This window comes from Kitasatospora sp. NPDC056446, from assembly GCF_042796115.1.
Classification (GTDB): domain Bacteria; phylum Actinomycetota; class Actinomycetes; order Streptomycetales; family Streptomycetaceae; genus Kitasatospora.
The window spans coordinates 16032-36481 of sequence record NZ_JBHTRF010000084.1; the positions used below are offsets into that span (position 1 = coordinate 16032).

Genomic DNA, 20450 nt, shown 5'->3' on the forward strand with positions numbered 1-20450 from the left:
TCCGGAACAGGTGTTCCCGTTTCCGGGAACAGCTCCCGGAAACGGGAGCCCCCGTTCCGGACGAGCCGGGGCTCAGGCCCGGCCGAGCACCCGGTCCACGGCGATCTCGATGACCACCCGGTCCGGGTTCTCCCGCGGCGGGCGGTAGCGCTCGGCGTAGCGCCGCTCCGCCTCGGCGACCTGCTCGGGCTCGTCGCGGACGACCGCCACGCCCTCCAGGGTCGACCAGCGCGCCCGGTCGACCTGGCAGACCGCGACCCGCTGGCCCGCCGGTCCGGCCGCCGCGACGTTGCGCGCCTTGCGGCTGGTGCGGCTGGTGATCACCCGGGCCGTGCCCGTCTCGGGCTGGTACGTGACGCCGACCGGCACCACGTGCGGCGTGCCGTCCGGGCGGGTGGTGTTCAGAGTCGAGATGTGCCGCTCCCGCCAGAAGGCGAGCATGGCGTCGTCGAGGTCGCTCGGGTCATGGGCCATGATCGCGATCGTACGGCCCCCGGGGAGCGGTCGAACCCCGGGGGCCGTACGGGCGGGGCGGGTCAGTGCCCGCGCGCGATCCACTCCGGCAGGGCCGGGGCCTCGGCGCCGATGGTGGTCGGGTCGCCGTGGCCGGTGCGCACCACCGTCTCGGCCGGGAGCGTCAGCAGGCGCTCGCGGATCGAGTCGATGATGGTCGGGAAGTGCGAGAACGACCGGCCGGTCGCGCCGGGGCCGCCGTGGAACAGCGTGTCGCCGGTGAAGACGGTGCCCAGCCCGGGCGCGTACAGGCAGACCGCGCCCGGCGCGTGGCCCGGGGTGTGCAGGACGGTCAGCTCGGTGCCCGCCACCTCGATCCGCTGACCGTCGGCCAGTTCGCCGTCCGGCAGGCGCTCGGGGTGGGTCTGCTTCCACAGCGGCAGGTCGTCCGGGTGCAGCAGGATCGGCGCGCCGGTCCGGGCCGCGAGCGCGGGGGCCGCGTCGATGTGGTCGTTGTGGGCGTGGGTGCAGACGATCGCCAGCAGCCGGCGTCCGCCGAGCGCGGCCTCGATGGCCTCGGCGTCGTGCGCGGCGTCGATCACCACCGCCTGCTCGTCGTCGCCGACGATCCAGACGTTGTTCTCCACCTCCCAGCTGCCGCCGTCCAGATCGAAGGTCCCGGCGGTCACCAGCCGGTCGACACGGGCGGAGGAGGTCACAGGACCACCACCGAACGGAGCACGTCGCCCTGGTGCATGCGCTCGAAGGCCTGCTCGACCGCGTCGAGCCCGATGGTCTCGGTGACGAAGGCGCCCAGGTCCAGGCGGCCCTGGAGGTAGAGGTCGATCAGCATCGGGAAGTCCCGCGAGGGCAGGCAGTCGCCGTACCAGGAGGACTTCAGCGCGCCGCCGCGGCCGAAGACGTCGAGCAGCGGCAGCTCCAGCGTCATCTCCGGGGTCGGCACGCCGACCAGGACGACGGTACCGGCCAGGTCGCGGGCGTAGAAGGCCTGCCGGTAGGTCTCGGGCCGGCCGACCGCCTCGACGACCACGTCCGCGCCGTTGCCGCCGGTCAGCTCGCGGATGGCCTCGACCGCGTCGGTGGTGCGGGAGTTGACGGTGTGGGTGGCGCCCAGGCTGCGGGCGGTCTCCAGCTTGCGGTCGTCGATGTCGACGGCGATGATCTTCGCCGCGCCCGCCAGCCGGGAGCCCATCACGGCCGCCCCGCCGACGCCGCCGCAGCCGATCACGGCGACCGTGTCGCCGCGGCCCACGTTGCCGGTGTTGATCGCGGCGCCGAGGCCCGCCATCACGCCGCAGCCCAGCAGGCCCGCGACGGCCGGCTCGGCGGCCGGGTCGACCTTGGTGCACTGGCCGGCCGCGACCAGGGTCTTCTCGGCGAACGCGCCGATGCCCAGCGCCGGGGACAGCTCGGTGCCGTCCAGCAGCGTCATCTTCTGCTTGGCGTTGTGGGTGTCGAAGCAGTACTGCGGGCGTCCGCGCCGACAGGCACGGCACTGGCCGCACACCGCACGCCAGTTGAGGACCACGAAGTCGCCGGGCGCGACCTCGGTGACGCCCTCGCCGACCGACTCCACGATGCCCGCGGCCTCGTGGCCGAGCAGGAACGGGAACTCGTCGTTGATCCCGCCCTCCCGGTAGTGGAGGTCGGTGTGGCAGACACCGCAAGCCTGGATCCGGACCACCGCCTCGCCCGGACCGGGGTCCGGGACCACGATCGTGGTCACCTCCACGGGCGCGCCCTTGGCGCGCGCGATCACTGCCTTGACCTGCTGGGCCATCCGATCCCACCTCCGACGGCCGGTGCCGCTCTGCACCGGCGTGACCTGCGACGAAACAACAACAGAAGGACTGCCCACGAAGAGTAGCGCCCGCCCCGCCGACCACCGACGGAACGGGTGGGGCGATCCGGCGTGATCCGTCTCACCGCACGTGCCGACGGCATATCCACAAGCGGACGGGGCGCCACCTGGAGCGTGCCCGGAGCGGTACCGGAAACGGGGGCGCACGAGGCGCGCCGAGCGCTCGTCAGCGCGCCTCGAACTGCCCGGAAAGCACCGGTGTTGGCTGGAAGTCCCGCAGACGGGCGCCCCGCGGCCCACGTACGGTCGTAGCAGAGACGGTCCACGCGACCACGCTCAGCACACCCGTCACACCTGACGGCGCGCCACCGCGCACCGTCCGTGCCGGCGCGTACCGACTGTACGCCCCCGCACATCTCGTGCCACCCCGCAGCAGATGCCCGACCCAGCCCCGGCCCGTGTCGAGCCGCCAGCCGGCCGCACCACCCGTCCCCCGCACCATCCTCGGATCCACCCCCGCCGGGCCGCCCCCGCGGCCCATCGCCCTGGAGTCTGGAGTACGGATGTCCACCGAGATCAGTGCGACCGGTGCCGGAACCGGTACCGCCCCGCTCCCCCCGCTCCCCCCGCTGCACTGCCTGCGCCACCTGGAGCCCGGCCCGCCGCGACTGGCCGCGCTGCCCACCGGCACGCCGGTCTGGCTGGTCAGCCGGCACGCCGACGTGCGCCAGGTGCTGACGGACCCGCGCCTGGGCCGCGCCCCGCTCTACGCGCCGGACGCGCCGCCGGTCACGGTCACGCCCAACATCCTGGACAACCCGCAGAGCATGCTGAACATCGACGGCGCCGAGCACCAGCGGCTGCGCCGCACCGTGCAGCGGGCCTTCACGCCGCGGGCGATCGCCCGCTGGAAGCCCTGGGTGGCCTCGGTCGTCGAGGCCCTGATCGACGAGCTGATCGACCACGGCTCCCCGGTCGACATCGTCGCCGGCTACACCCGCCCGCTGCCGGTCGCGGTGATCAGCCGGCTGATGGGCCTGGACAACCTGGACAGCAAGCGGCTCGCCCACTGGAGCGACCACGCGCTCTCCACCACCGCGTACAGCGCCGAGGCGATCGTCACCGCGATGAACGAGTTCTCCGCCTTCGGCGCCGGGGTGATCGCCGAGCGGCGCGCCGAGCCCGGGGACGACCTGGTCAGCAGCCTGCTCGCGGCCGCCGCCGAGGACGGCTCGATCACCGAGGCGCAGCTGGTCGCGCTGGTCATCGGCCTGGTCGTGGCCGGCCACGAGACCACCATGACCAGCCTCGGCAACGCCCTGGTCTACCTGCTCCACGACGGCCGCGAGGCCTGGCAGCAGCTCGCCTCCGACGAGACCAGCGCCGCCGCCGCGACCGAGCAGCTGCTGCGCGCCGTCCCGCTCGGCGACGCCCACGAGCACATGCCCGGGCTGATGCGCCGCACCGTCGAGGACGTGGAGATCGGCGGCGTGGTCATCCCGGCCGGCAGCGTGGTCGCCGCCGACACCGCCGCCGCCAACCAGGACCCGGAGGTCTTCACCGGGGACCTGCGCACCGAGCTGTTCTCCCCGCTGACCGCGCCGATGCTGACCTTCGGCGCCGGTCCGCACCACTGCCTGGGGGCCTGGCTGGCCCGGATGGAGCTGGAGCTGGCCCTGCACCGGCTGGCCCGCCGGCTCCCCGCGCTGCGGATGGCCGACGCGGTCGACGGGATCGACTGGCGGCGCGGCCTGCTCACCCGTAGCCCCAACTCGCTGCGGGTGACCTGGTGACGGGCCGGGCGGCCACCGAGCCGGTGATCGTCCGGGTCGACCGGGACCGCTGCATCGGCTCCGGGATGTGCGCCCTCAGCGCCCCCGGGTCGCTGGCCCTCGGGGCCGACGGGCTGGCCGCACCCCTGGCCGAATTCGCCGACGGCGGCGCGGAGTTGACGGACGAGCTGACCGAGGCGGTGGACTTCTGCCCGGTCGAGGCGCTCACCCTCCACTCGGCCCGCGGCGGCTACCGGATCGACCCGGCGGAGTGAGCCGCGTTCCGGTGGTGCCCGCTGTGGTCACAGCGGGCACCACCCGGAATCGATGAGCCCGGCTAATGGATCGATGAGTTCATCGATCTTGTTCGGCCCTTTCCCCGGCTGATCAGCTGGCTCCATGACAAGCCCGGAAACCCTTGCCGACGCGGAGACCCCCGCAACACCACCCGCCACCCACCGCTGGTCACCGGTCCTCGCCGTGGCCCTCGCCACCTTCACCGTGGTCTCCTCCGAGATGATGCCGGTCGGCCTGCTCACCCCCATGTCCCACAGCCTCGGCGTCTCCGACGGGATCAGCGGCCTCTCCCTCACCATCACCGGCCTCATCGCCGCCGTCCTCTCCCCCTTCACCCCCGTCCTCCTCGGACTGCGCGACCGCAGGACCACCCTGGTCGCCTTCATGCTGCTGCTCGGCCTCGCCGACGCGCTGACCGCCCTCGCACCGAACTTCGCCGTCCTCGCGCTCGGCCGCGTCCTGCTCGGCGCCGCGATGGGCATCGTGTGGGGCCTCGCCGCGAGCCTCGGCCCGCGCCTCGCCGACGGCCCGCGCACCGCCCTGACCATGACGCTGATCTTCTCCGGCGTCTCCATCGCCTCCGTCCTCGGCGTCCCGCTCGGCACCTACCTCGCCGCCCTGCTCGACTGGCGCGCCGCCTTCTGGGCCCTCGCACTGCTCGGTGTCGTCTCCGCCGCCGTCCTCGCCACCACCCTGCCCGCACTGCCGGTCCACGAGCGCGGACGGCTGAGCGGCCTCGCCGGCGCCCTGCGCCACCGGGGCATCGCCGTCGGGATCGCGATCACCGCGTTCGTCGTGCTCGGGCACTTCACCGGCTACACCTACGTCCGACCGGTCCTGGAAACCGACGCGGGCCTCAGCAGCGGCGTCATCGCCGCTTGCCTGCTGGGGTACGGACTGGCGGGCGTCGCCGGCAACTTCACCCTCGGCCCGCTGTCCGGAGGCCGCCCCAGGACGGCCGTCCTCCTCGCGCTCTCCGGCGTCACCCTCGCCATCGCCCTGCTGCCGTACGCCACCGGCGGCCTCGTCACCGTCCTTCTCGCCCTGATCGTCTGGGGCGCCTCGTACGGCGGGGTCTCGGTCTCCACCCAGAACTGGGTCCGTACCGCCGACCCGGCCCGGATCGAGGCCTCGGCAGCCGTCTGGGCGGGCGTGTTCAACGCGAGCATCGCCCTCGGCTCCTTCGCCGGCGGGCTGGTCGTGGACCATGCCGGGAACCACGCCGTCCTGCTCACCGCGACGGCACTGACCGCCGCCGGGCTGCTGCTCGCCGCCCTCTCCCGGCCGGGCGACAGCCGACCGGGCGACCACCGGCCGGGGTGACAAGCGATCGGCGGCAGGCAGCTCGGTCGGCGGGCAGTGACTCAGCCGACGTGCTTGACCAGCAGTTCGACGAAGTCGGCCGCCAGCGGGTGCGGCCGCCGCTCGTGCTGCACCGCCGCCAGGGCGGTCGGCTCCAGTTCGGGCACCGGCAGGAAGCGGAGGTCCGGGCGCTGGACGTACGTCGTGCTGCGCTCGCACAGCAGCAGCCCCCGGTGGGTGCAGGCCACCATCGACAGGCCCTCCTGAATGGTGGCGGCGCCCGCCGCGTACACCAATTCCCGCCCACCGGGCGTGCGCCGAGGCGCGTTCACCTGGCGCCAGTACTCGGGCGCCGGGCCGCACGGCTCGATCAGCGCCAGCGCGGCCAGCTCGTCGGCGCTCACGTCTGCCGCCCCCGCCGGCCGCTGCGTGGCCGAGACCGCCACGAACACCGGCTGCCGGGAGAACTCCAGCAGCACCTCCAGCCCCGGCTCCCGGCAGGGTGCGAGCACGATGGCAAGGTCGATCTCGCCCCGGGCGAGATGGGAGAACGGGTCCGCCCAAGGCAGTTCGACCAGCTGGGCGGTTCCCTCCGGAAGGCTCGCGATCGCCCGGGCCACCGGCCCGTACACGGCGCACTGGAAGCCCAGCCGCAGCGGCCGGACGGTCGCCGCCCGGGCCCGGGCGGCGGCATAGCCGTCCCGGAGCCGGTCGAAGGCCGGCACCGCCTGCTCAGCCAGGGCACGCCCCAGCTCGGTCAACTCGACGCGGCGGCTGGTCCGTCGGAACAGCGGCGCGCCGACCCGGCCCTCCAGGCGCTTGATCAGCTGGGAGACCCGGCCCTGGGAAACGCCCAGCCGCTCCGCCGTGCGCCCGAAGTGCAGCTGGTGGACGAGGACAGAGAAGCACTCCAGCTCCTGCAGCGGCAGTTCGGGAAGCACCGGGGGGCCGGAGAGCGCTGAGAGCCCGGAGGGGCCGGAGGGGCCGGAGGCTCCCGGGCCTGGAGTCGGTCGATCCACCCCGGCAGTCTATGCTCGGCCGCGCGCCCCGCCGCAGGCCAGCGCGGCGCGCAGTTCGGCGGCCGGGTCGCCCTCGTGGTACGGGCGTTCGCTCGGCTCGATGTGGTCCAGGAACTCCTGGTAGCGCAGCGCGTAGGACAGGTGGTGGAGCGGCTCCGCCAGCTCCAGGGCCCGCGCCGGGTCGGAGCCGGGGGCGTGCCGGCGCCAGGCGGCCGTCCACACCTCGGCGTGGTGCCGCCAGGCCTCGGGCGCGAGGAAGGCGCGCGGGCGCAGCCCGTCCAGCGCGGGGTGGCCCAGGCAGGCGTCGGCGTAGTCGACGACCGTCGCCGGGCGGTCGCCGTCGGAGCGCCAGTTGCCGGGGTGGAAGTCGCCGTGCAGCACCGTCTCGGGGAGCCCGCAGGCGGCCAACTCGGCTATCAGGCACGGGAGTTCGGCGACCAGCTCGCGGACGGCGGCCAGCTCGGCGGCGGTCAGGTCGGTCTCCTCGGGGAGCCGGTCCAGCAGCGCGCTCAGCCGGGCGGGCAGGGTGCGGGGCGTCCGGTCCCGCAGTCCGGCCCGCGCGGCCCGGCCGTCGGCCAGGGCCGCCTGGGCGGCGACGAGCCGGGGCACGACCTCGGCGACGGTCTCGGGGCCCGGGCCCCAGCAGTCCTCGCCGGGGACGTGGTCGAGCAGCAGCCGGCCCGCGGCCGGGTCGGCGGCGAGGACGGCCGGGACGAGCGTCGGGTCGACGCCGCCGAACAGCGCGATCACCTCGCCCTCGGCCGCGTTGAAGGCGGGCGTGGTGGTCTTCAGCCAGGCGTCGGCGCCGGAGGCGGTGGGCAGCCGGAACAGGCCGGAGAGGTTCCAGGTCCGGACCTGCCGGGCGGGCCCGGCCTGCGGGCGGCCGGCCCGGGCGAGCGCCGTCTCCGCCCAGGCCAGTGCCTCGCGCAGGCCGCCGGGCGAGGCCCAGGCGGCGCGGTGCTCGGCGGGAGCGAGGCGGGCGGCGGTGTCGCCGTCCGGCGGCCGGGGGTCGAGACGCCGGGGCCGTTCCAGCGCCTCGGCGTGGTAGCGCACCCGTCCGCCGCTGCCCGGGGTGGCGCTCCGCCCGTCGACGAGCCGCGCCACCAGCACAGGCACCCCGGCGAGCTCCGCCGCCCCGGCCGCGACCTCGTCCACGGCGGACCACCAGGGGCTGTCCGCCGTGAAGGGGCCCAGCGGCCCGAAGTACTCCTCGCCGTGGGTGAGATCGACGGTCACGGTGCGCTTGCTCGCTCGCTGCATCGGAGCAGCTTCGCCCACGGGCGCGGGCCGGTGCGAACGGTTTTCCGGCCGTGCGCCGGGCCCGGGTCGGCGGGCCCCGGGTCAGCGGATCGCCACCGCCGTGCCCGAGACGCGCACCCGGGCGTCCTCCGCCCGGAGTTCGACCCGCAGCACGCCGGGCCGGCCCAGGTCCTCGCCCTGGTGCAGCGTCAGCACCACCGGCGCCGTGACCGCGCCCCGGTCCCGCAGGTACGCGCCGAAGGCGGCGGCCGCGGCGCCGGTGGCCGGGTCCTCGACCACGCCCCCGACCGGGAACGGGTCACGGACGTGGAACACCTCGGAGGCCTCGCGCCAGGCGAGTTGGAGGGTGACCAGGTCGCGGGCCCGCATGAAGTCCGCCAGGCCGTCGAAGTCGTAGTCGAGGCGGGCCAGCCGGGCCCGGGTGCCGACGGCGAGCACCAGGTGCCGGGCCCCGGCGTAGGCGACCCGCGGCGGCAGTGCCGGGTCCAGGTCGGCGGCGGCCCAGCCGAGCAGGGCGAGCGCCTCCTCGACGTCGGCCGCGGGGACCTCCTCGACCTTCGGCTCGACGCTGGTGAGGGTGGCCCGCAGCAGCCCGTCGGCACCGCGCTCGACCTCGACCGGGACGTCCCCGGCCGCCGTGGCGAAGACGTACCGACCCGGCGCGGTGTGCTCGGCGACGGCCACGGCGGCGGCGACCGTCGCGTGGCCGCAGAACGGAACCTCGGTGAGCGGGCTGAAGTACCGCACGCGGTACTCCCCCGCGGCCTGCCCGGGGGTCAGGAAGGCGGTCTCGGAGTACCCGAGTCCGGCGGCGATCGCGAGCATCCGCCCGTCGGTGAGCCCACTGGCGTCGAGCACCACGCCCGCCGGGTTCCCTCCCTCGGGGCGGGTCGCGAAGGCGGCGTAGCGGAGGATCTCGGGCGAGGGGGCGGCAGCGTCGTCGGTCATGCCCGGACGAACGCGCTCCGCCCGCCCGCTGTTCCCCGCCGCCCGGCCGTCCCTCCGCTCCGTACGTACGGTCGGCGCGGCGCCGCCTCCGCGGGGTCCGGTCACCGCGGCACCGGCTCCGGTCACCGCAGCACCGCTTCCAGGAGGTCCGAGCCGAGCCGGGCGCTGCCCGCCAGGTCGAGTTGGTAGAGCATGTAGCGCCCGCGCCGCTGGGTGGTGAGCAGCCCGGCCTTGCGCAGCACGGCCAGGTGCCGCGACACCTCGGGTGCGCTGAGCTGCCAGGCGGAGGCCAGTTCGCCGGTGGTGTGCGGGCCGCGGGCCATGGTGCGGGCGAGGCGCAGCCGGACGGGGTGGGCGAGCGCTTCCAGGCGCTGCTGGACGACGGCGAGCGAGACCGGTTCGGGCAGGCCGGCCTCGGCGACCGGGTACTGGAGGACGGGCCGCCAGCCGGGCGCGTACACCACCAGGAGGTGGGGGCGGCCGAAGGCGGTGGGGACGAAGGTCACGCCGCCGGCGTCGACGGCGTTGGTGGTGCTGTCCTGGAGCTTGTCGACGACGATCCGCCGCCGTCCGTCGCCGCCCTGGTCGAGGGTGACGGAGGGTGAGAGGGCGGTGAGCGTCTCGCCGAGGCCCCGGCGGGCGAGCAGGTCGCTCTTGTGCCGGGCGTCGGCGGCGAGGCCGGGCAGGACGCGCTGCCAGGCGTCGGCGAAGAACGCGGGCACGCAGTCCTCCAGCATCCGCCGCACCAGGGCCCGGACGGCGGGCGGGTCGGCGAGCAGCCGGTCGGCGAACTCGGCTTGCCGGGGGCCGCGGGCGAGGGCGAGTTCGCGGGCCCGCTCGTTGGCGGCGGGGTCGGTGAGCGGGGAGGCGGTCTTGGCGTCGAGGCGGGAGGAGCCGCAGGTGGTGATGAGGGCGCCGGCCACGTACAGCTCGTCGTCGAGCCGGTCGACGGCGTCGAGTTCCTCGGTGAGGGTGGCTCCGGGTTGGCCTGGGACGAGGAAGTCGGCGCGGGAGGAGCGCCAGAGGAAGTCGGCCTCCAGCAGCCGCTCGGCCAGTTCCGGCGGGATCACGGCGGTGGTGCTGCTCGCCCAGCCGTGCAGCGCGGGGTGGTGCGCGGGCTCGGCGAGGACGTGCAGCATGGCGTTCAGTTCGGCGAGCGGGGAGGGCGCGAAGAGCAGCCGTTCGTCGGGCAGGCCGGTGATGTCGATGGTCACACTCACGCCGCCGATCCTGTCATCCCGGCGGCCGGCCGTTCCCGCCGATTGACGGGAACCGTCAATCCGCGTGCCCGGCCCCGGCCGGCGGGCGGAGCGTACCGGCCATGAGCCTGATCCAGGAGAAGTCCGTCCATGACCACGCGGCCGTCCGCACCGGGGAGCCGCCCGCACCGCCGATCGGCACCGGGGAGCTGCCCGCACCGCCGATCGGCACCGGCCGCCGGGGCCCGTCCGCGCTGCTGGGTCTGCTGACCGCCGCCGGCGGGCCCCGGTACGCCGTCGCCCTGGCGGTGGACGCGGTGGGCGGCGGCATGCTGCGGCCGTTCCTGCTGCTGTACGGGGTCGGCATGCTGCACCTGGGCGCCGGGGCGGTCGGGCTGGCGCTGTCGGCCGGGATGGTCGCGGGCCTGCTGGTGGTGCCGCTGACCGGCCGCTGGATCGACCGCGGCGCCCGTACCCTCCCGGCGGCCGTCACCCTGTTGCTGCGGGCGGCGGGTTCGCTGGTGCTGCTGGCCGCGGACGGCCTGACGGGGTTCACGGCGGCGGCGGTGCTGTTCGGGGTGGGCAGCCAGTCCTGGCCGACCACGCACGCGGCGGTGGTGAGCACGCTGACCGAGGGCCGGCTGCGGGACGCGGCGCTCGCCGCCGGACGGTCGGTGCGCAACGCCGGGATGGGCCTGGGCGCGCTGCTGGCCACCGTCGCGGTGAGCGGCGGGGCGGGCGCGATCCGGCTGCTGGCCGGGGTGACCGGCGCGGCCTGCCTGGTCGCCGCCGCGCTGGTGGGCTCGCTGCGGGTGCGGGCCCGGCAGGAGGCCCCGCGCCCGGCCGCGCAGGACGGGCCCGGGGAGCAGCGCGAGCCGCTGCGCCGGATCACCCTGCTGGGCCTGGCCAACCTGCCGTACGCGTTCTGCTTCGACGTGCTGGAGGTGGCACTGCCCGCGCTGCTGGTGCTGCGGCTGCACGCCTCCCCGGCCTGGTCCTCGGGCCTGTTCGTCGGCAACACGGTGCTGGTGATCGCGCTGCAGCTGGCGCTGGTGCTGCGGCTGGCGGACCGCCCCCGGCGGGCCGTGCTGGCGGCCTCGGGGGCCCTGCTGACGGTCTCCTACCTGGGCTTCTGGGCGGCGGGGGCGCTGGGCGGCTCCCCGGGGGCGGCGGGCATCGCGGTGGTCTCGGTGCTGTACACGCTGGGCGAGATCCTCTACACCGGCTCGGGGACGGCGCTGGTGGCGGCCACCGCCCCGCCGCACCTGCTCGGGCGGGCGCTGGCGCGCTGGGAGCTGTCGATGGGCGTGGGCCGGGCGGCCGCTCCGGCCGTGCTGACGGCGCTGCTCGCGGCCGGTCCCGGCGCGCTGTGGCTGCCGCTGGCCGCGGCCACCGCGCTGGGGGCGCTGGCGGTGCTGCGGCTGGCACCGGCGCTGTAGCGGCGGGCCGGGTGGGATGATCGCCGCCATGGCGCTGACCCCGTACCAAGAGCACCTGCGCGACCGGATCCTGGCGGCCCGGGTGACCGATCCGCCGGAGCCGTGGCGGCCCGTCGGCCGGGGGATGATCCCGGTCGGCGGGCTGCTCGGCATCGGCTTCGCCGTCCACCCGGAGAGCGGGCACGACCTGGTGCTGACCGTGTCGCACAGCGGCCACGGCCTGTTCGACGCCGTGACGGGGCTCAAGCTGGCCCGCGACCACGAGCCGGAGGAGGATCCGGACGGCGCGGACCTCTGCTGCCCGGGTCTCGGCCAGGTCGCCGACGTGCGGATCCCGGTGGCCGGGTCGTGGGGCGGCGGTCTGCACACCGCGGCCGAGGGCGGCTGGCACGTCGAGGTGGCCGCCCCGGAGTGGCCGCACCACCGGGTGCTGCTCGCGACCGGCCGGGGGCCGTGGCAGGGCGAGCACGGCGAGAGCTGGTGGCAGGTCTTCGACTCCCACTGGTCCACGCTCCGCGCCGCCGGCTTCTCCGCCACCGGCCGCACCCTGGCGGTGGCCACCAGCAGCGACCTCACGCTCTGGACCCGGAACCCGGTCTCCTGACCGGCTCGGTGTCCTGACCGGGCCGGGGTCCCGACCGGCTCGGTGTCCCGACCGGCCCGGGGTCCCGACCGGCCCGGGGTCCCGACCGGCCCGGGGTCCCGACCGGCCCGGGGCTGACGGCCCGGGGCTCCTCCGGATGCGGGCACCGCGTCCAGCGCCGATCCTGGCGGCGAGGCGCGCGCGGTAGCGGCGTGCGCGGGGAGCCTGCCCGGCCCGGCGGAAGGAAACCTGACGTGAGCGCACTCGACTTCGAGATCGTCGACAGCCCCGACAGCTCGCTGAACAAGACCTCCGTCCTGGTCTCCGGCCCGCAGGACGTCCTGCTGGTCGACGCCGGGTTCACCCGGACCGACGGCCGGCGCCTGGTCGAGCGGATCCGGGCCGGCGGCAAGCGGCTGACCACCGTGTTCGTCAGCCACGGCGACCCGGACTTCTACTTCGGCGCCCAGGAGGTCCAGGACGCGTTCCCGCAGGCCCGGTTCCTGGCCACCGCCTCGACCGTCGAGCACATCCGGGAGACGTACGAGGGCAAGCTGCGCGCCTGGGCGCACCTGGGCCCCGAGCTGCCCACCCGGCTGGTCCTGCCCGAGGTGCTGACCGGGGACGAGATCGTCTTCGAGGGCCACCGGTTCGAGCTGCGCGGCGCCGACTTCCACCTGCCGGACCGGCACTACCTCTGGCAGCACCACCACCGGGCCGTGCTCGGCGGGGTGCTGCTCTTCGAGGGCCTGCACGTGTGGACGGCCGACACCCCCGAAGCCGCCCAACGGGCCGCCTGGATCGACCTGCTGGACGGCATCGAGGCGCTCCACCCGACCTGGGTGGCGGCCGGCCACCGCACCGCCGGCGCGCCGACCGACCTGAACGCCGTCGACCACACCCGCGCCTACCTGCGCGCCTTCGAGACCGAGATCGGCCGGGCCGCCGACGCGGCCGCGGCCAAGGAGGCGCTGGAGCGGCGCTTCCCGGACCTGGGGCTGCGGATCGCCGTGGACATCGGCACCAAGGTCGTCATGGGCGAAATGGCCTGGGGGTGAGCGGGCGGTGATCGAGATCCCCAGGAACGTCTCCGCCTTCGCCGAGTCCGGCGCCCCCGCCGACGTGGTCCGCCGCCAGTACCTGGCCTCCGCCAAGGGCGACCTGGCCGCGCTGCGCGCCACCCTCGCCGAGGACGTCGAGTGGACCGAGATGGCCGGTTTCCCGCTGGCCGGCACCTACCGCACCCCGAAGGGCGTCACCGCCCACGTGATGGAACGGCTGGCGGCCGAGTGGGAGGACTGGACGGCCCACGACGACACCTACGTGGTCGACGGCGAGGACGTCGTGGTGCTGGCCCGCTACACGGCCGTCCACAGGACCACCGGAAAACCGCTCGCGGTCCGGGTCGCCCACCACTTCACCGTACGCGGCGGCCGGATCGTCCGCTTCGAGCAGTTCACCGACACCGCGCTGGTCAGGGACGCGATGACGCGGTAGCCCGGCCCCCGCCCCGGACCCGCCGTTCACTCGTACGGGCGAGCGCGGCGCGGCGCGCCCGGGACGGTCTCGACACGCCACCCGGGCGGCGGCAGGCTGGCCCCGATCCACGGCCGGAGAACGAGGAGTCGAGCATGGCGGGCACGGACAACGGCACCACCGGACCGGACGGCGGCCAGGACCGCCCGGTCGTCATCGTCGGGGCGTCCCTGGGCGGCGCGAAGGCGGCCGAGGCACTGCGCGAGGCCGGCTACCGGGGCGGCATCGTCCTGATCGGCGAGGAGCACGAGCTCCCGTACGAGCGGCCGCCGCTGTCCAAGGGCTACCTGCTGGGCAAGACGCCCCGGGAGAAGATCTACGTCCACCCGCCGCAGTGGTACGGCGAGCAGGACGTCACGCTGCGCCTGGGCACGGCGGTCACCGCCATCGACCCGGTCGGGCACACCGTGACGCTCGCCGACGACGGCCGGGTCGAGTACGGCAAGCTGCTGCTGACCACCGGCTCGGTGCCCCGCCGCCTGCCCGTCCCGGGAGCGGACCTGGACGGCGTGCTCTACCTGCGCCGGGTCGAGGAGAGCGACCGGATCCGGGCGGCGCTGCGGCCGGGTGCCCGGATCGTGGTGGTCGGCGCGGGCTGGATCGGCCTGGAGGTGGCGGCCGCGGCCCGGGCGGCGGGCGCCGAGGTGACGGTCCTGGAGGCGCTCGAACTGCCGCTGCTGCGGGTGCTCGGCCGGGAGGTCGCCCAGGTCTTCGCCGACCTGCACCGGGAGCACGGCGTCGACCTGCGCTTCGGCGTCAAGGTGGCCGAACTGACCGGCGACGGCGGCACGGTGACCGGCGTGACGCTCGGCGACGGCACGACGGTGGCCGCCGACGCGGTCGTGGTCGGCATCGGCATCTCCCCCGCGACCGGTCTCGCCGAGGCGGCCGGTATCGAGGTCGACAACGGCATCAGGACGGACCGGCACCTGCGCACCTCGGACCCGGACGTCTACGCGGCCGGCGACGTCGCCAACGCCTACCACCCGCTGTTCGACCGGCACATCCGGGTCGAGCACTGGGCCAACGCCGTCAACCAGCCGCAGACCGCCGCCCGCGCGCTGCTCGGACAGCCGGACGCGGTGTACGACCGGGTCCCGTACTTCTTCACCGACCAGTACGACCTCGGCGCCGAGTACGTCGGCTACGTCGAACCCGACGGCTACGACCGGGTGGTGTTCCGCGGCGACCCGGCCGCCCGCGAGTTCATCGCGTTCTGGCTGTCCGGCGGCCGGGTGCTCGCGGGGATGAACGTCAACGTCTGGGACGTCACCGACCCGATCCGCGAACTGGTGCGCTCGGGCCGGGTGGTGGACGCCGCGGCGCTGGCCGACCCGAAGGTCCCGCTCGGGGAGCTGTAGCGGTCCCTCAGTGGTCAGCCGACCGGGACGCCGGGGTTCACCAGGCCCCGGCCCCCGGTGACGGTGTTGCCCGCGCCGATCGTCGTCGGGCACGTGGCGGCGGCGTAGTTCGTCACGTCGATCGCGTAGCGGTCCGCGCCGGTGGCGCCGGTGAGGTCGGAGCGGTTGCCCCGGAAGACGGTGCCGCAGCCCCAGCCCGGCTGGACGCTGTGGGTCTGGTAGCCGTCGTCGGTGGTGCGCCGGCCGGTGTTGTTCTCGATGACGTAGCCGTTGCCCTTCACGTCGACCCAGGAGTCGTCGTAGTTGCGGCCGGTGAGCCCGTCGCCGTCGAAGGAGTTGCCGGAGACCAGGCCGCCGGTGGTGCCCTCCTTGAGGTCGACGTTCTCGGCGCCGATGTTCGGGCCGAAGGTGTTGCCGGTGATCTGCACGTAGTCGCTGCGGTCGGAGAGGGTGTTGGCGGTGCCGACGTAGACGCCCTCGCCCATGCCGTCCCGGTTCAGCCCGGTGTCGTGGATGTGCGAGTCGCGCAGGGTGCCGTGGGCGCTGGAGTTGCGGAAGTGCACGCCCTCCATGGTGGTGTGGTGCACCGTCACGCCGTCCAGCACCACGTAGTCCGCGGCGTCCGCCATGATGCCCTTCTGGGCGCCGGTGACGGTCAGGCCCTGGACGGTCCAGTAGCTCGCGCCGTCGAGGTGGAGGCCGTAGCCGCCGCCGGTCGGTGTGGTGAGCACGGCCTTCGCCGAGCCGGTGAGGGTGATCCGGGCGGCGGCGGTGCCGGGCACGGTGGCCTTGAAGCTGCCGGAGTAGGTGCCGTCGGCGAGCTGGATGGTCCGGCCGGGCACAGCCGCGGCGAGCGCCGCCTGGAGCTGCTTGGCCGTGCTGACCTTGACGACGGTGGCGGCGGGGGCGACGGTGGCGGCCGTCGCGGCCGTCGCGCCGGGGGCGGTGCCCAGGACGAGGGCGGCGAGGACGGTGCCGAGCCCGAGGGCGGACGTCGACTTCATGGACGGTGCTCCTTGCGGTGGTCGGGACGCGGTGCTGGACTGGCAGGAACATGCCGTCGATCAGAGTGGACTGGACCATTCCGGAGCGTCAAGACCGCCTCCGGTGGGCGATACTGGACACCGGGGGAAGTCTCGGGCAGGGAGGCGCCGTGGGCGGGACAGCCGGGTTCGCCGTGGTGGTGTTCGGCGCGCTGGGCGGCGTGGTCGCCTACCTCGCCGGAGCGGTCGGCCTGCGCGACCTGCGCCGGCTGCGCCGGGTCGGCGTCCCGGTGGCGGCGCTGGTCCGCGACCGCGTCCGGACCCCGGAGGACCGCGCACTGCCGCCGCGCCCGCTGCTCCAGTTCGAGACCGAGGACGGCCGGGTGATCGAGGTCTTCTCCCCCGTCCCCTCCACCGCCCGCCACCCGCTGCCGGACGGCGGCTACGTACCCGTCCGCTACGACCCCGCCGACCCCCGGCAGGTCCTCGTCGAGGGCCGCGAGCGCGTCCGGCTGGAGTACGCCTTCGTCGCGCTGGGCGCGGCCATGGTGCTGACCGCGATCACCCTGGCCGTCGCCGTGCTCTAGCTCTCCTGACCCGTGCCGTCGGGGGCGCGGCAGGCGGCCGCCCCGGCTACCGCACCGGCCGCTATTTCGCTCGTTCGCGGGCGGGACGCCGTGCGAGGATGCCGGAATTCCTACCCTGGGGGTCGTCCGATGTCCGAGCCGATGTCCGAGCCTGCGTCCGAGCCGATGTCCGTCCGCCGGATCCTCGGCAACGGCCCCTTCGCCGAGATCGGCGAACCCACCGTCGCCGTCCGCTGCGAGGAACGGGGACTGGTCGCCGTCGGGGGCGATCTCGGGCGCCTGTCCTGGCCCGGCCGGTCCGTCAGCGGCTGGGGCGGCCGCCGCCTCGCCGTGTACGGGACCGGCGAGGCGGACTGCCGACTACTCGTCCGCACCGACCGGCCGGTGAACGCGCTCGCCTTCCACCCGCACCTGCCGCTACTGGCCGCCGGCACCGGCGAGTACGACGGCGGGTACCTCTTCGAAGGCGAGCTGCTGCTCGTCGACCTGACGGACGGCAGCGTGGTCTCCGCGCTGGAGCACGGGCCCGAGGTCCGCCGGGTGCGCTGGCGGGAGGACGGCCGCGCCCTGGAGCTGGTCGTGAGCCCGTTCGACGAGGAGGCGGCCGAGCAGCCGTTCACGCACGGCTTCGCGGCCGTCGTCGAGCGCGAGGACTGGCGGGCCGTCACCGACCGGAGCATCCCGGCCGGGGAGATCACCGGGCCGCAGGTCGAGGCGGGGACCCGCCCGGACGGCGCGGAGGACGACGCGCGGGAGATGCTCACCGGGCTTGCCGAGGCACAGGACACGTACTGGTTCCCGCGCCGACAGGTCTGGGCCGTGGAGGCGTTGGCCGACGGCCGGGTCCTGGCCGCCCTCGAAGGCACCAAGCTGGAGAGCTGGCTGCCCTCCGGCGAACTGGAGTGGCGGCTGCTCGACCGCGACGGCGCCCGCCAGCTGTCCGTGTGCCCCGGCGAGGAGTCCGTCTGGGTCAACATGGCCGGCCGGCCCGCCTGGACCGCCGGTTACGGCTGGAGGGACGTCCCCGGCCAGGTCGAACGGATTTCCCTGGTCGACGCCGACACGCTCGACACCGCCGACATCGACTTCCCCGCCGCCCTCACCGGCGACCTCGACGGCCGGATCGCACTGCGCGACACCCGCCACGGCGACCGGTCGGGCCCCACCGTCCTGCTCACCCCGGAGCACCGGGAGCACGGCCGCGTCGCCGTCGGCAACTACGACACGGTCAACCACTACTTCCCGGTCCGGCACAGCCCCGAACTCCTCTTCCTCCAAGGCGGGAAGAAGAAGCACTGGGAGGACAAGTGGGTCGTCGCCGTCGACCCGCGCGACGACGCCGACCGGCTGCGGGTCCGCCGGCTGTTCCCCCTCGAATGGGACAGCGCGCGCCGGCACCACCTGTTCGGCGGTCCGGCCGTGCGCCTCACCGGCGAGGGCGGCGAAGCCCTGGTGCACGCCGGCGAGGACCACGACAACCACATCCGCCGGCAGCAGCGCGCCTTCATCGTCCGGCGCTCCTTCCCGGACGGCGCCCCGCAGTGGATCTTCACGGCCGACCACCCCGTCACGGCGCTGGACACCGACGGCGTGACCGTCTTCGCCGCGTTCCTCTCGGGCGAGGTCATGGCCCTCGACGCGGCCGACGGCACGGTGCGCCGGCGCACCCGCCTCGAAGTCGACGGCACACCGACCGTCGCGCTGTCCCTGACCGTGGCCGGTCCCGACCGGCTCGTCCTCGGCACCGTGGACGGAAGGATCCTCGTCACCGGGACCACGGCCGGATGACCACCCTCCGCCCGGCCCGCCCGGGCCCGCCCCGCTCCGCGCGCTATCCGGCTCGATCCGTGCGCAGCGCCTCGACCAGCCGGCGGGCCCGGGTGTCCTCGTCGAGCAGCCGCCGCACCAGCGGGCCGGGGGCCGCACCGGCCAGGTAGGCCTCGACCGAACGCGGGTCGGCGGCGAGCACGATGCGCCCGGCTTCGAGGGCGGCGTGGGCCCGGGCGTAGTCCAGGCCGTACCCGGCGAGCAGCTCGCCGCCGGTGTCGTCCACGCCCGGCTCCGGGTGGTGGCGCAGGACCTCGTGGACGGCCAGCAGGGCGAGCAGGACGTGCTCGGTACCGGGCGTGCGGCGGCCGAGGCGCTCCGCCTGCCCGTCCGCCTCCCGCCGGATCCACTCCGCCGACGCCGACGCCGACGGCGCACCGGCCGTGCCGGGCCGCACCAGGCGCTTCCAGCGCGGGAGCCGCTGCGCGCGGCGGCCGAGCAGGGCGTCCCGGGTGGGGAGCAGCAGCGGGTCCAGCCGGGAGGCCGAGTCGACCGCCCCGACGGGCGGACCGCCCGCTTCGTCCGGTGTGCCGTCCGCTTCCAGCGTGGTCTCCATCGGACCCTCCCCGCACAGTCGGTTTTGCCTTCACCATACTCCCGCTTTGCTTCTCCTTTGTAGTTGACCGCACGTCAAGGCGGCGTCAGGAAGCGGGAAGGCGTGGCTGCTCGCCGACCACTGTTCGAACCACTGCCGGGACTACTGCCCACCTGCGACCGGATAATTCGTTGGCGCCCGTCCGAGCGGCGTGGTTAGGCTGGCGCCGCTCCGATTCCGACTACTCGGGCCGCCGCCGCGCGCCCGCCGAGAGGGTGTCTTGATGTCCCGGACCGCGCCGAGTGCGCCTCGCCACGTTCGCGTGATCGCCGATCGTCCGATCGCCACCGCGTAACCGCGTAACCGCGTAACGGACCGTATCCACGGCCGCTTCCGGTCGAGGCCGCTCGGCCTGCTCTTGCTGTCAACGCAGTCCTCCCAGCAAGGAGCACCCCGGGTGTCCAGCACCTCCCACCACACTCTCAGGACCGCCACCTTCGCCTGCGCCTGGTGCGGCCTGACCGTCACCGCGTACGCCGCCGACGGCACGCGGCGCAACCACTGCCCGTCCTGTCTCCACTCCCGGCACGTCGTCGACCACGTCGAGGGCGGCCCGAGCGACTGCCACGGGCGGATGTCGCCGATCGCCATCGCCGTGCTGCGCACCGGCGACTGGATGGTCGTCCACCGTTGCGTGCGCTGCGACGAGCTGACGTCCACGGCCGTCTGCACGGACGACAACCAGCTGATCCTGATGCGGATGGCCGTCCGGCCGCTCGCCCAACCGCCCTTCCCGCTCGAAGCGTTCGGGACCCTCTGAACGCCCGCGAGAGGAGGGAGGAGCGAACGATGCCACGACGCACGAACGGTGGCGGCACCGGCGGTCCGCACCGCCGCCGGCAGCGGCACAAGGACGTCCTGCACACCCGGGGCGGCCACCGGGCGAACGACTTCCGGTGCGTGGACTGCCGGTTGGACGTCCCGTTGGACGCCCCCGGCACCGCCCACCGCAACCATTGCCCGAACTGCCTGGCCAGTCTGCACGTCGACCGCCGGATACCCGGTGACCGGGCCTCGGACTGCCGGGGCCGGATGACGGCCCTGAGCATGTCGGTGCGCCCGGACGGCGAGTGGATGATCATCCATCAGTGCGTGTCCTGCGGCGAGTTGAGCGCCAACCGGATCGCGGGGGACGACAACGCCCTCGCGCTGGTCCGGCTCGTCCTGAAACCCCTGCGGGACACCCGCCTGGCCGGCCGCGCCCTGCTCGGCCCGTAGCGACGCAGGGCACACAGAGCAAGGCACAGGCAGAAGGGCGCAGGGCGCGCGGAGCCGGCCGCTGTCCGAACCGGCGACCGCTCCGCGCGCCCCGCTACCTGTTTCCACCGGTTCGCCGCGGGCTCCGGAGTTCCGGCCGGAGCCCCGGTCCTCGGCGTGGTGCGCCCCCCGGGCCCAACGGCAGGCGGGGGGCCCGGGAGGGGCGGGGCCCACCGCCCCGGTGATATTAAAAAAAAACAGCCCCCAAAA

21 protein-coding genes are annotated in these 20450 nt (G+C 75.0%); 12 read left to right on the forward strand and 9 right to left on the reverse strand.

Annotated features, from left to right (window positions below; all coding sequences use genetic code 11):
• Nucleotides 1-72 precede the first annotated feature (72 nt).
• The 3 genes from ACFQ6N_RS34025 to ACFQ6N_RS34035 all read right to left on the reverse strand — a co-directional run bounded on the left by ACFQ6N_RS34025 (nt 73) and on the right by ACFQ6N_RS34035 (nt 2254).
• Nucleotides 73-474 carry a pyridoxamine 5'-phosphate oxidase family protein gene (locus ACFQ6N_RS34025; RefSeq protein ID WP_380657570.1) on the reverse strand — a complete coding sequence of 134 codons (402 nt, stop codon included), beginning with the start codon at nt 472-474 and terminating at the stop codon, nt 73-75.
• A gap of 62 nt (nt 475-536) precedes the next feature.
• Nucleotides 537-1172, reverse strand: a complete 636-nt coding sequence (locus ACFQ6N_RS34030) for an MBL fold metallo-hydrolase (protein ID WP_380657572.1) — start codon at nt 1170-1172, stop codon at nt 537-539.
• Nucleotides 1169-2254 (reverse strand): S-(hydroxymethyl)mycothiol dehydrogenase, encoded by a 1086-nt coding sequence (locus ACFQ6N_RS34035; protein WP_380657573.1) that lies wholly within the window; start codon nt 2252-2254, stop codon nt 1169-1171. Before ACFQ6N_RS34035 ends, ACFQ6N_RS34030 begins: the two co-directional genes overlap by 4 nt.
• Before the next feature lie 584 nt (nt 2255-2838).
• On the opposite strand from ACFQ6N_RS34035, the gene ACFQ6N_RS34040 reads away from it, so the two are divergent.
• The 3 genes from ACFQ6N_RS34040 to ACFQ6N_RS34050 all read left to right on the forward strand — a co-directional run bounded on the left by ACFQ6N_RS34040 (nt 2839) and on the right by ACFQ6N_RS34050 (nt 5667).
• Nucleotides 2839-4068 carry a cytochrome P450 gene (locus ACFQ6N_RS34040; protein ID WP_380657575.1) on the forward strand — a complete coding sequence of 410 codons (1230 nt, stop codon included), beginning with the start codon at nt 2839-2841 and terminating at the stop codon, nt 4066-4068.
• Nucleotides 4065-4322 (forward strand): ferredoxin, encoded by a 258-nt coding sequence (locus tag ACFQ6N_RS34045; RefSeq protein WP_380657576.1) that lies wholly within the window; start codon nt 4065-4067, stop codon nt 4320-4322. The genes ACFQ6N_RS34040 and ACFQ6N_RS34045 overlap by 4 nt, the downstream gene beginning before the upstream one ends.
• 124 nt (nt 4323-4446) lie before the next feature.
• Entirely contained in the window at nt 4447-5667 is a 1221-nt protein-coding gene (locus ACFQ6N_RS34050; RefSeq protein ID WP_380657578.1) for an MFS transporter, read from the forward strand.
• A 41-nt stretch (nt 5668-5708) separates the two neighbouring features.
• On the opposite strand, the gene ACFQ6N_RS34055 is transcribed toward ACFQ6N_RS34050, so the two are convergent.
• From ACFQ6N_RS34055 to ACFQ6N_RS34070, 4 genes are all read right to left on the reverse strand, one after another.
• Nucleotides 5709-6587, reverse strand: a complete 879-nt coding sequence (locus tag ACFQ6N_RS34055; RefSeq protein ID WP_380657580.1) for a LysR family transcriptional regulator — start codon at nt 6585-6587, stop codon at nt 5709-5711.
• Nucleotides 6588-6674: 87 nt separating this feature from the next.
• Complete coding sequence (locus ACFQ6N_RS34060) at nt 6675-7925, reverse strand: phosphotransferase family protein (RefSeq protein ID WP_380657582.1); 1251 nt, start codon at nt 7923-7925, stop codon at nt 6675-6677.
• Between the two features lie 81 nt (nt 7926-8006).
• Nucleotides 8007-8873, reverse strand: coding sequence for a PhzF family phenazine biosynthesis protein (locus ACFQ6N_RS34065; protein WP_380657584.1), 867 nt, complete (start codon nt 8871-8873; stop codon nt 8007-8009).
• Nucleotides 8874-8995: 122 nt separating this feature from the next.
• Nucleotides 8996-10093 carry a DUF5937 family protein gene (locus ACFQ6N_RS34070; protein ID WP_380657586.1) on the reverse strand — a complete coding sequence of 366 codons (1098 nt, stop codon included), beginning with the start codon at nt 10091-10093 and terminating at the stop codon, nt 8996-8998.
• 101 nt (nt 10094-10194) lie between these two features.
• On the opposite strand from ACFQ6N_RS34070, the gene ACFQ6N_RS34075 reads away from it, so the two are divergent.
• From ACFQ6N_RS34075 to ACFQ6N_RS34095, 5 genes are all read left to right on the forward strand, one after another.
• On the forward strand, nt 10195-11511 hold the full coding sequence (locus ACFQ6N_RS34075; RefSeq protein WP_380657587.1) for an MFS transporter: 1317 nt from the start codon (nt 10195-10197) through the stop codon (nt 11509-11511).
• A gap of 28 nt (nt 11512-11539) precedes the next feature.
• Nucleotides 11540-12115 carry a hypothetical protein gene (locus ACFQ6N_RS34080; RefSeq protein ID WP_380657589.1) on the forward strand — a complete coding sequence of 192 codons (576 nt, stop codon included), beginning with the start codon at nt 11540-11542 and terminating at the stop codon, nt 12113-12115.
• 233 nt (nt 12116-12348) lie between these two features.
• Nucleotides 12349-13152 carry an MBL fold metallo-hydrolase gene (locus tag ACFQ6N_RS34085; RefSeq protein ID WP_380657591.1) on the forward strand — a complete coding sequence of 268 codons (804 nt, stop codon included), beginning with the start codon at nt 12349-12351 and terminating at the stop codon, nt 13150-13152.
• A gap of 7 nt (nt 13153-13159) precedes the next feature.
• Nucleotides 13160-13591: a nuclear transport factor 2 family protein gene (locus ACFQ6N_RS34090; RefSeq protein ID WP_380657592.1), complete on the forward strand. Its 432-nt coding sequence runs from the start codon at nt 13160-13162 to the stop codon at nt 13589-13591.
• 134 nt (nt 13592-13725) lie between these two features.
• On the forward strand, nt 13726-14991 hold the full coding sequence (locus ACFQ6N_RS34095) for an NAD(P)/FAD-dependent oxidoreductase (RefSeq protein WP_380657594.1): 1266 nt from the start codon (nt 13726-13728) through the stop codon (nt 14989-14991).
• Between the two features lie 14 nt (nt 14992-15005).
• On the opposite strand, the gene ACFQ6N_RS34100 is transcribed toward ACFQ6N_RS34095, so the two are convergent.
• Nucleotides 15006-15995 (reverse strand): right-handed parallel beta-helix repeat-containing protein, encoded by a 990-nt coding sequence (locus tag ACFQ6N_RS34100; RefSeq protein ID WP_380657595.1) that lies wholly within the window; start codon nt 15993-15995, stop codon nt 15006-15008.
• Between the two features lie 149 nt (nt 15996-16144).
• Between ACFQ6N_RS34100 and ACFQ6N_RS34105 the strand changes: the two genes are divergently transcribed.
• Nucleotides 16145-16561: a DUF3592 domain-containing protein gene (locus ACFQ6N_RS34105; protein ID WP_380657596.1), complete on the forward strand. Its 417-nt coding sequence runs from the start codon at nt 16145-16147 to the stop codon at nt 16559-16561.
• A 141-nt stretch (nt 16562-16702) separates the two neighbouring features.
• On the forward strand, nt 16703-18349 hold the full coding sequence (locus ACFQ6N_RS34110) for a hypothetical protein (protein ID WP_380657598.1): 1647 nt from the start codon (nt 16703-16705) through the stop codon (nt 18347-18349).
• Between the two features lie 43 nt (nt 18350-18392).
• Here ACFQ6N_RS34110 and ACFQ6N_RS34115 read toward each other — a convergent pair whose 3' ends face one another.
• Nucleotides 18393-18944 (reverse strand): hypothetical protein, encoded by a 552-nt coding sequence (locus ACFQ6N_RS34115; protein WP_380657600.1) that lies wholly within the window; start codon nt 18942-18944, stop codon nt 18393-18395.
• A 436-nt stretch (nt 18945-19380) separates the two neighbouring features.
• Between ACFQ6N_RS34115 and ACFQ6N_RS34120 the strand changes: the two genes are divergently transcribed.
• Together ACFQ6N_RS34120 and ACFQ6N_RS34125 are read left to right on the forward strand one after the other, a co-directional pair.
• On the forward strand, nt 19381-19743 hold the full coding sequence (locus tag ACFQ6N_RS34120) for an RNHCP domain-containing protein (protein WP_380657601.1): 363 nt from the start codon (nt 19381-19383) through the stop codon (nt 19741-19743).
• Between the two features lie 29 nt (nt 19744-19772).
• Nucleotides 19773-20201, forward strand: a complete 429-nt coding sequence (locus ACFQ6N_RS34125) for an RNHCP domain-containing protein (RefSeq protein WP_380657603.1) — start codon at nt 19773-19775, stop codon at nt 20199-20201.
• Nucleotides 20202-20450: the final 249 nt, after the last annotated feature.

What these genes read in the sequence shown, in the direction of transcription:
- ACFQ6N_RS34025 (WP_380657570.1), bottom strand. Translation starts at nt 474, where the DNA reads ATGGCCCATGACCCGAGCGACCTCGACGACGCCATGCTCGCCTTCTGG.
- ACFQ6N_RS34035 (WP_380657573.1), bottom strand. Translation starts at nt 2,254, where the DNA reads ATGGCCCAGCAGGTCAAGGCAGTGATCGCGCGCGCCAAGGGCGCGCCC.
- ACFQ6N_RS34040 (WP_380657575.1), top strand. Translation starts at nt 2,839, where the DNA reads ATGTCCACCGAGATCAGTGCGACCGGTGCCGGAACCGGTACCGCCCCG.
- ACFQ6N_RS34050 (WP_380657578.1), top strand. Translation starts at nt 4,447, where the DNA reads ATGACAAGCCCGGAAACCCTTGCCGACGCGGAGACCCCCGCAACACCA.
- ACFQ6N_RS34060 (WP_380657582.1), bottom strand. Translation starts at nt 7,925, where the DNA reads ATGCAGCGAGCGAGCAAGCGCACCGTGACCGTCGATCTCACCCACGGC.
- ACFQ6N_RS34065 (WP_380657584.1), bottom strand. Translation starts at nt 8,873, where the DNA reads ATGACCGACGACGCTGCCGCCCCCTCGCCCGAGATCCTCCGCTACGCC.
- ACFQ6N_RS34075 (WP_380657587.1), top strand. Translation starts at nt 10,195, where the DNA reads ATGAGCCTGATCCAGGAGAAGTCCGTCCATGACCACGCGGCCGTCCGC.
- ACFQ6N_RS34080 (WP_380657589.1), top strand. Translation starts at nt 11,540, where the DNA reads ATGGCGCTGACCCCGTACCAAGAGCACCTGCGCGACCGGATCCTGGCG.
- ACFQ6N_RS34095 (WP_380657594.1), top strand. Translation starts at nt 13,726, where the DNA reads ATGGCGGGCACGGACAACGGCACCACCGGACCGGACGGCGGCCAGGAC.
- ACFQ6N_RS34100 (WP_380657595.1), bottom strand. Translation starts at nt 15,995, where the DNA reads ATGAAGTCGACGTCCGCCCTCGGGCTCGGCACCGTCCTCGCCGCCCTC.
- ACFQ6N_RS34110 (WP_380657598.1), top strand. Translation starts at nt 16,703, where the DNA reads ATGTCCGAGCCTGCGTCCGAGCCGATGTCCGTCCGCCGGATCCTCGGC.
- ACFQ6N_RS34115 (WP_380657600.1), bottom strand. Translation starts at nt 18,944, where the DNA reads ATGGAGACCACGCTGGAAGCGGACGGCACACCGGACGAAGCGGGCGGT.
- ACFQ6N_RS34125 (WP_380657603.1), top strand. Translation starts at nt 19,773, where the DNA reads ATGCCACGACGCACGAACGGTGGCGGCACCGGCGGTCCGCACCGCCGC.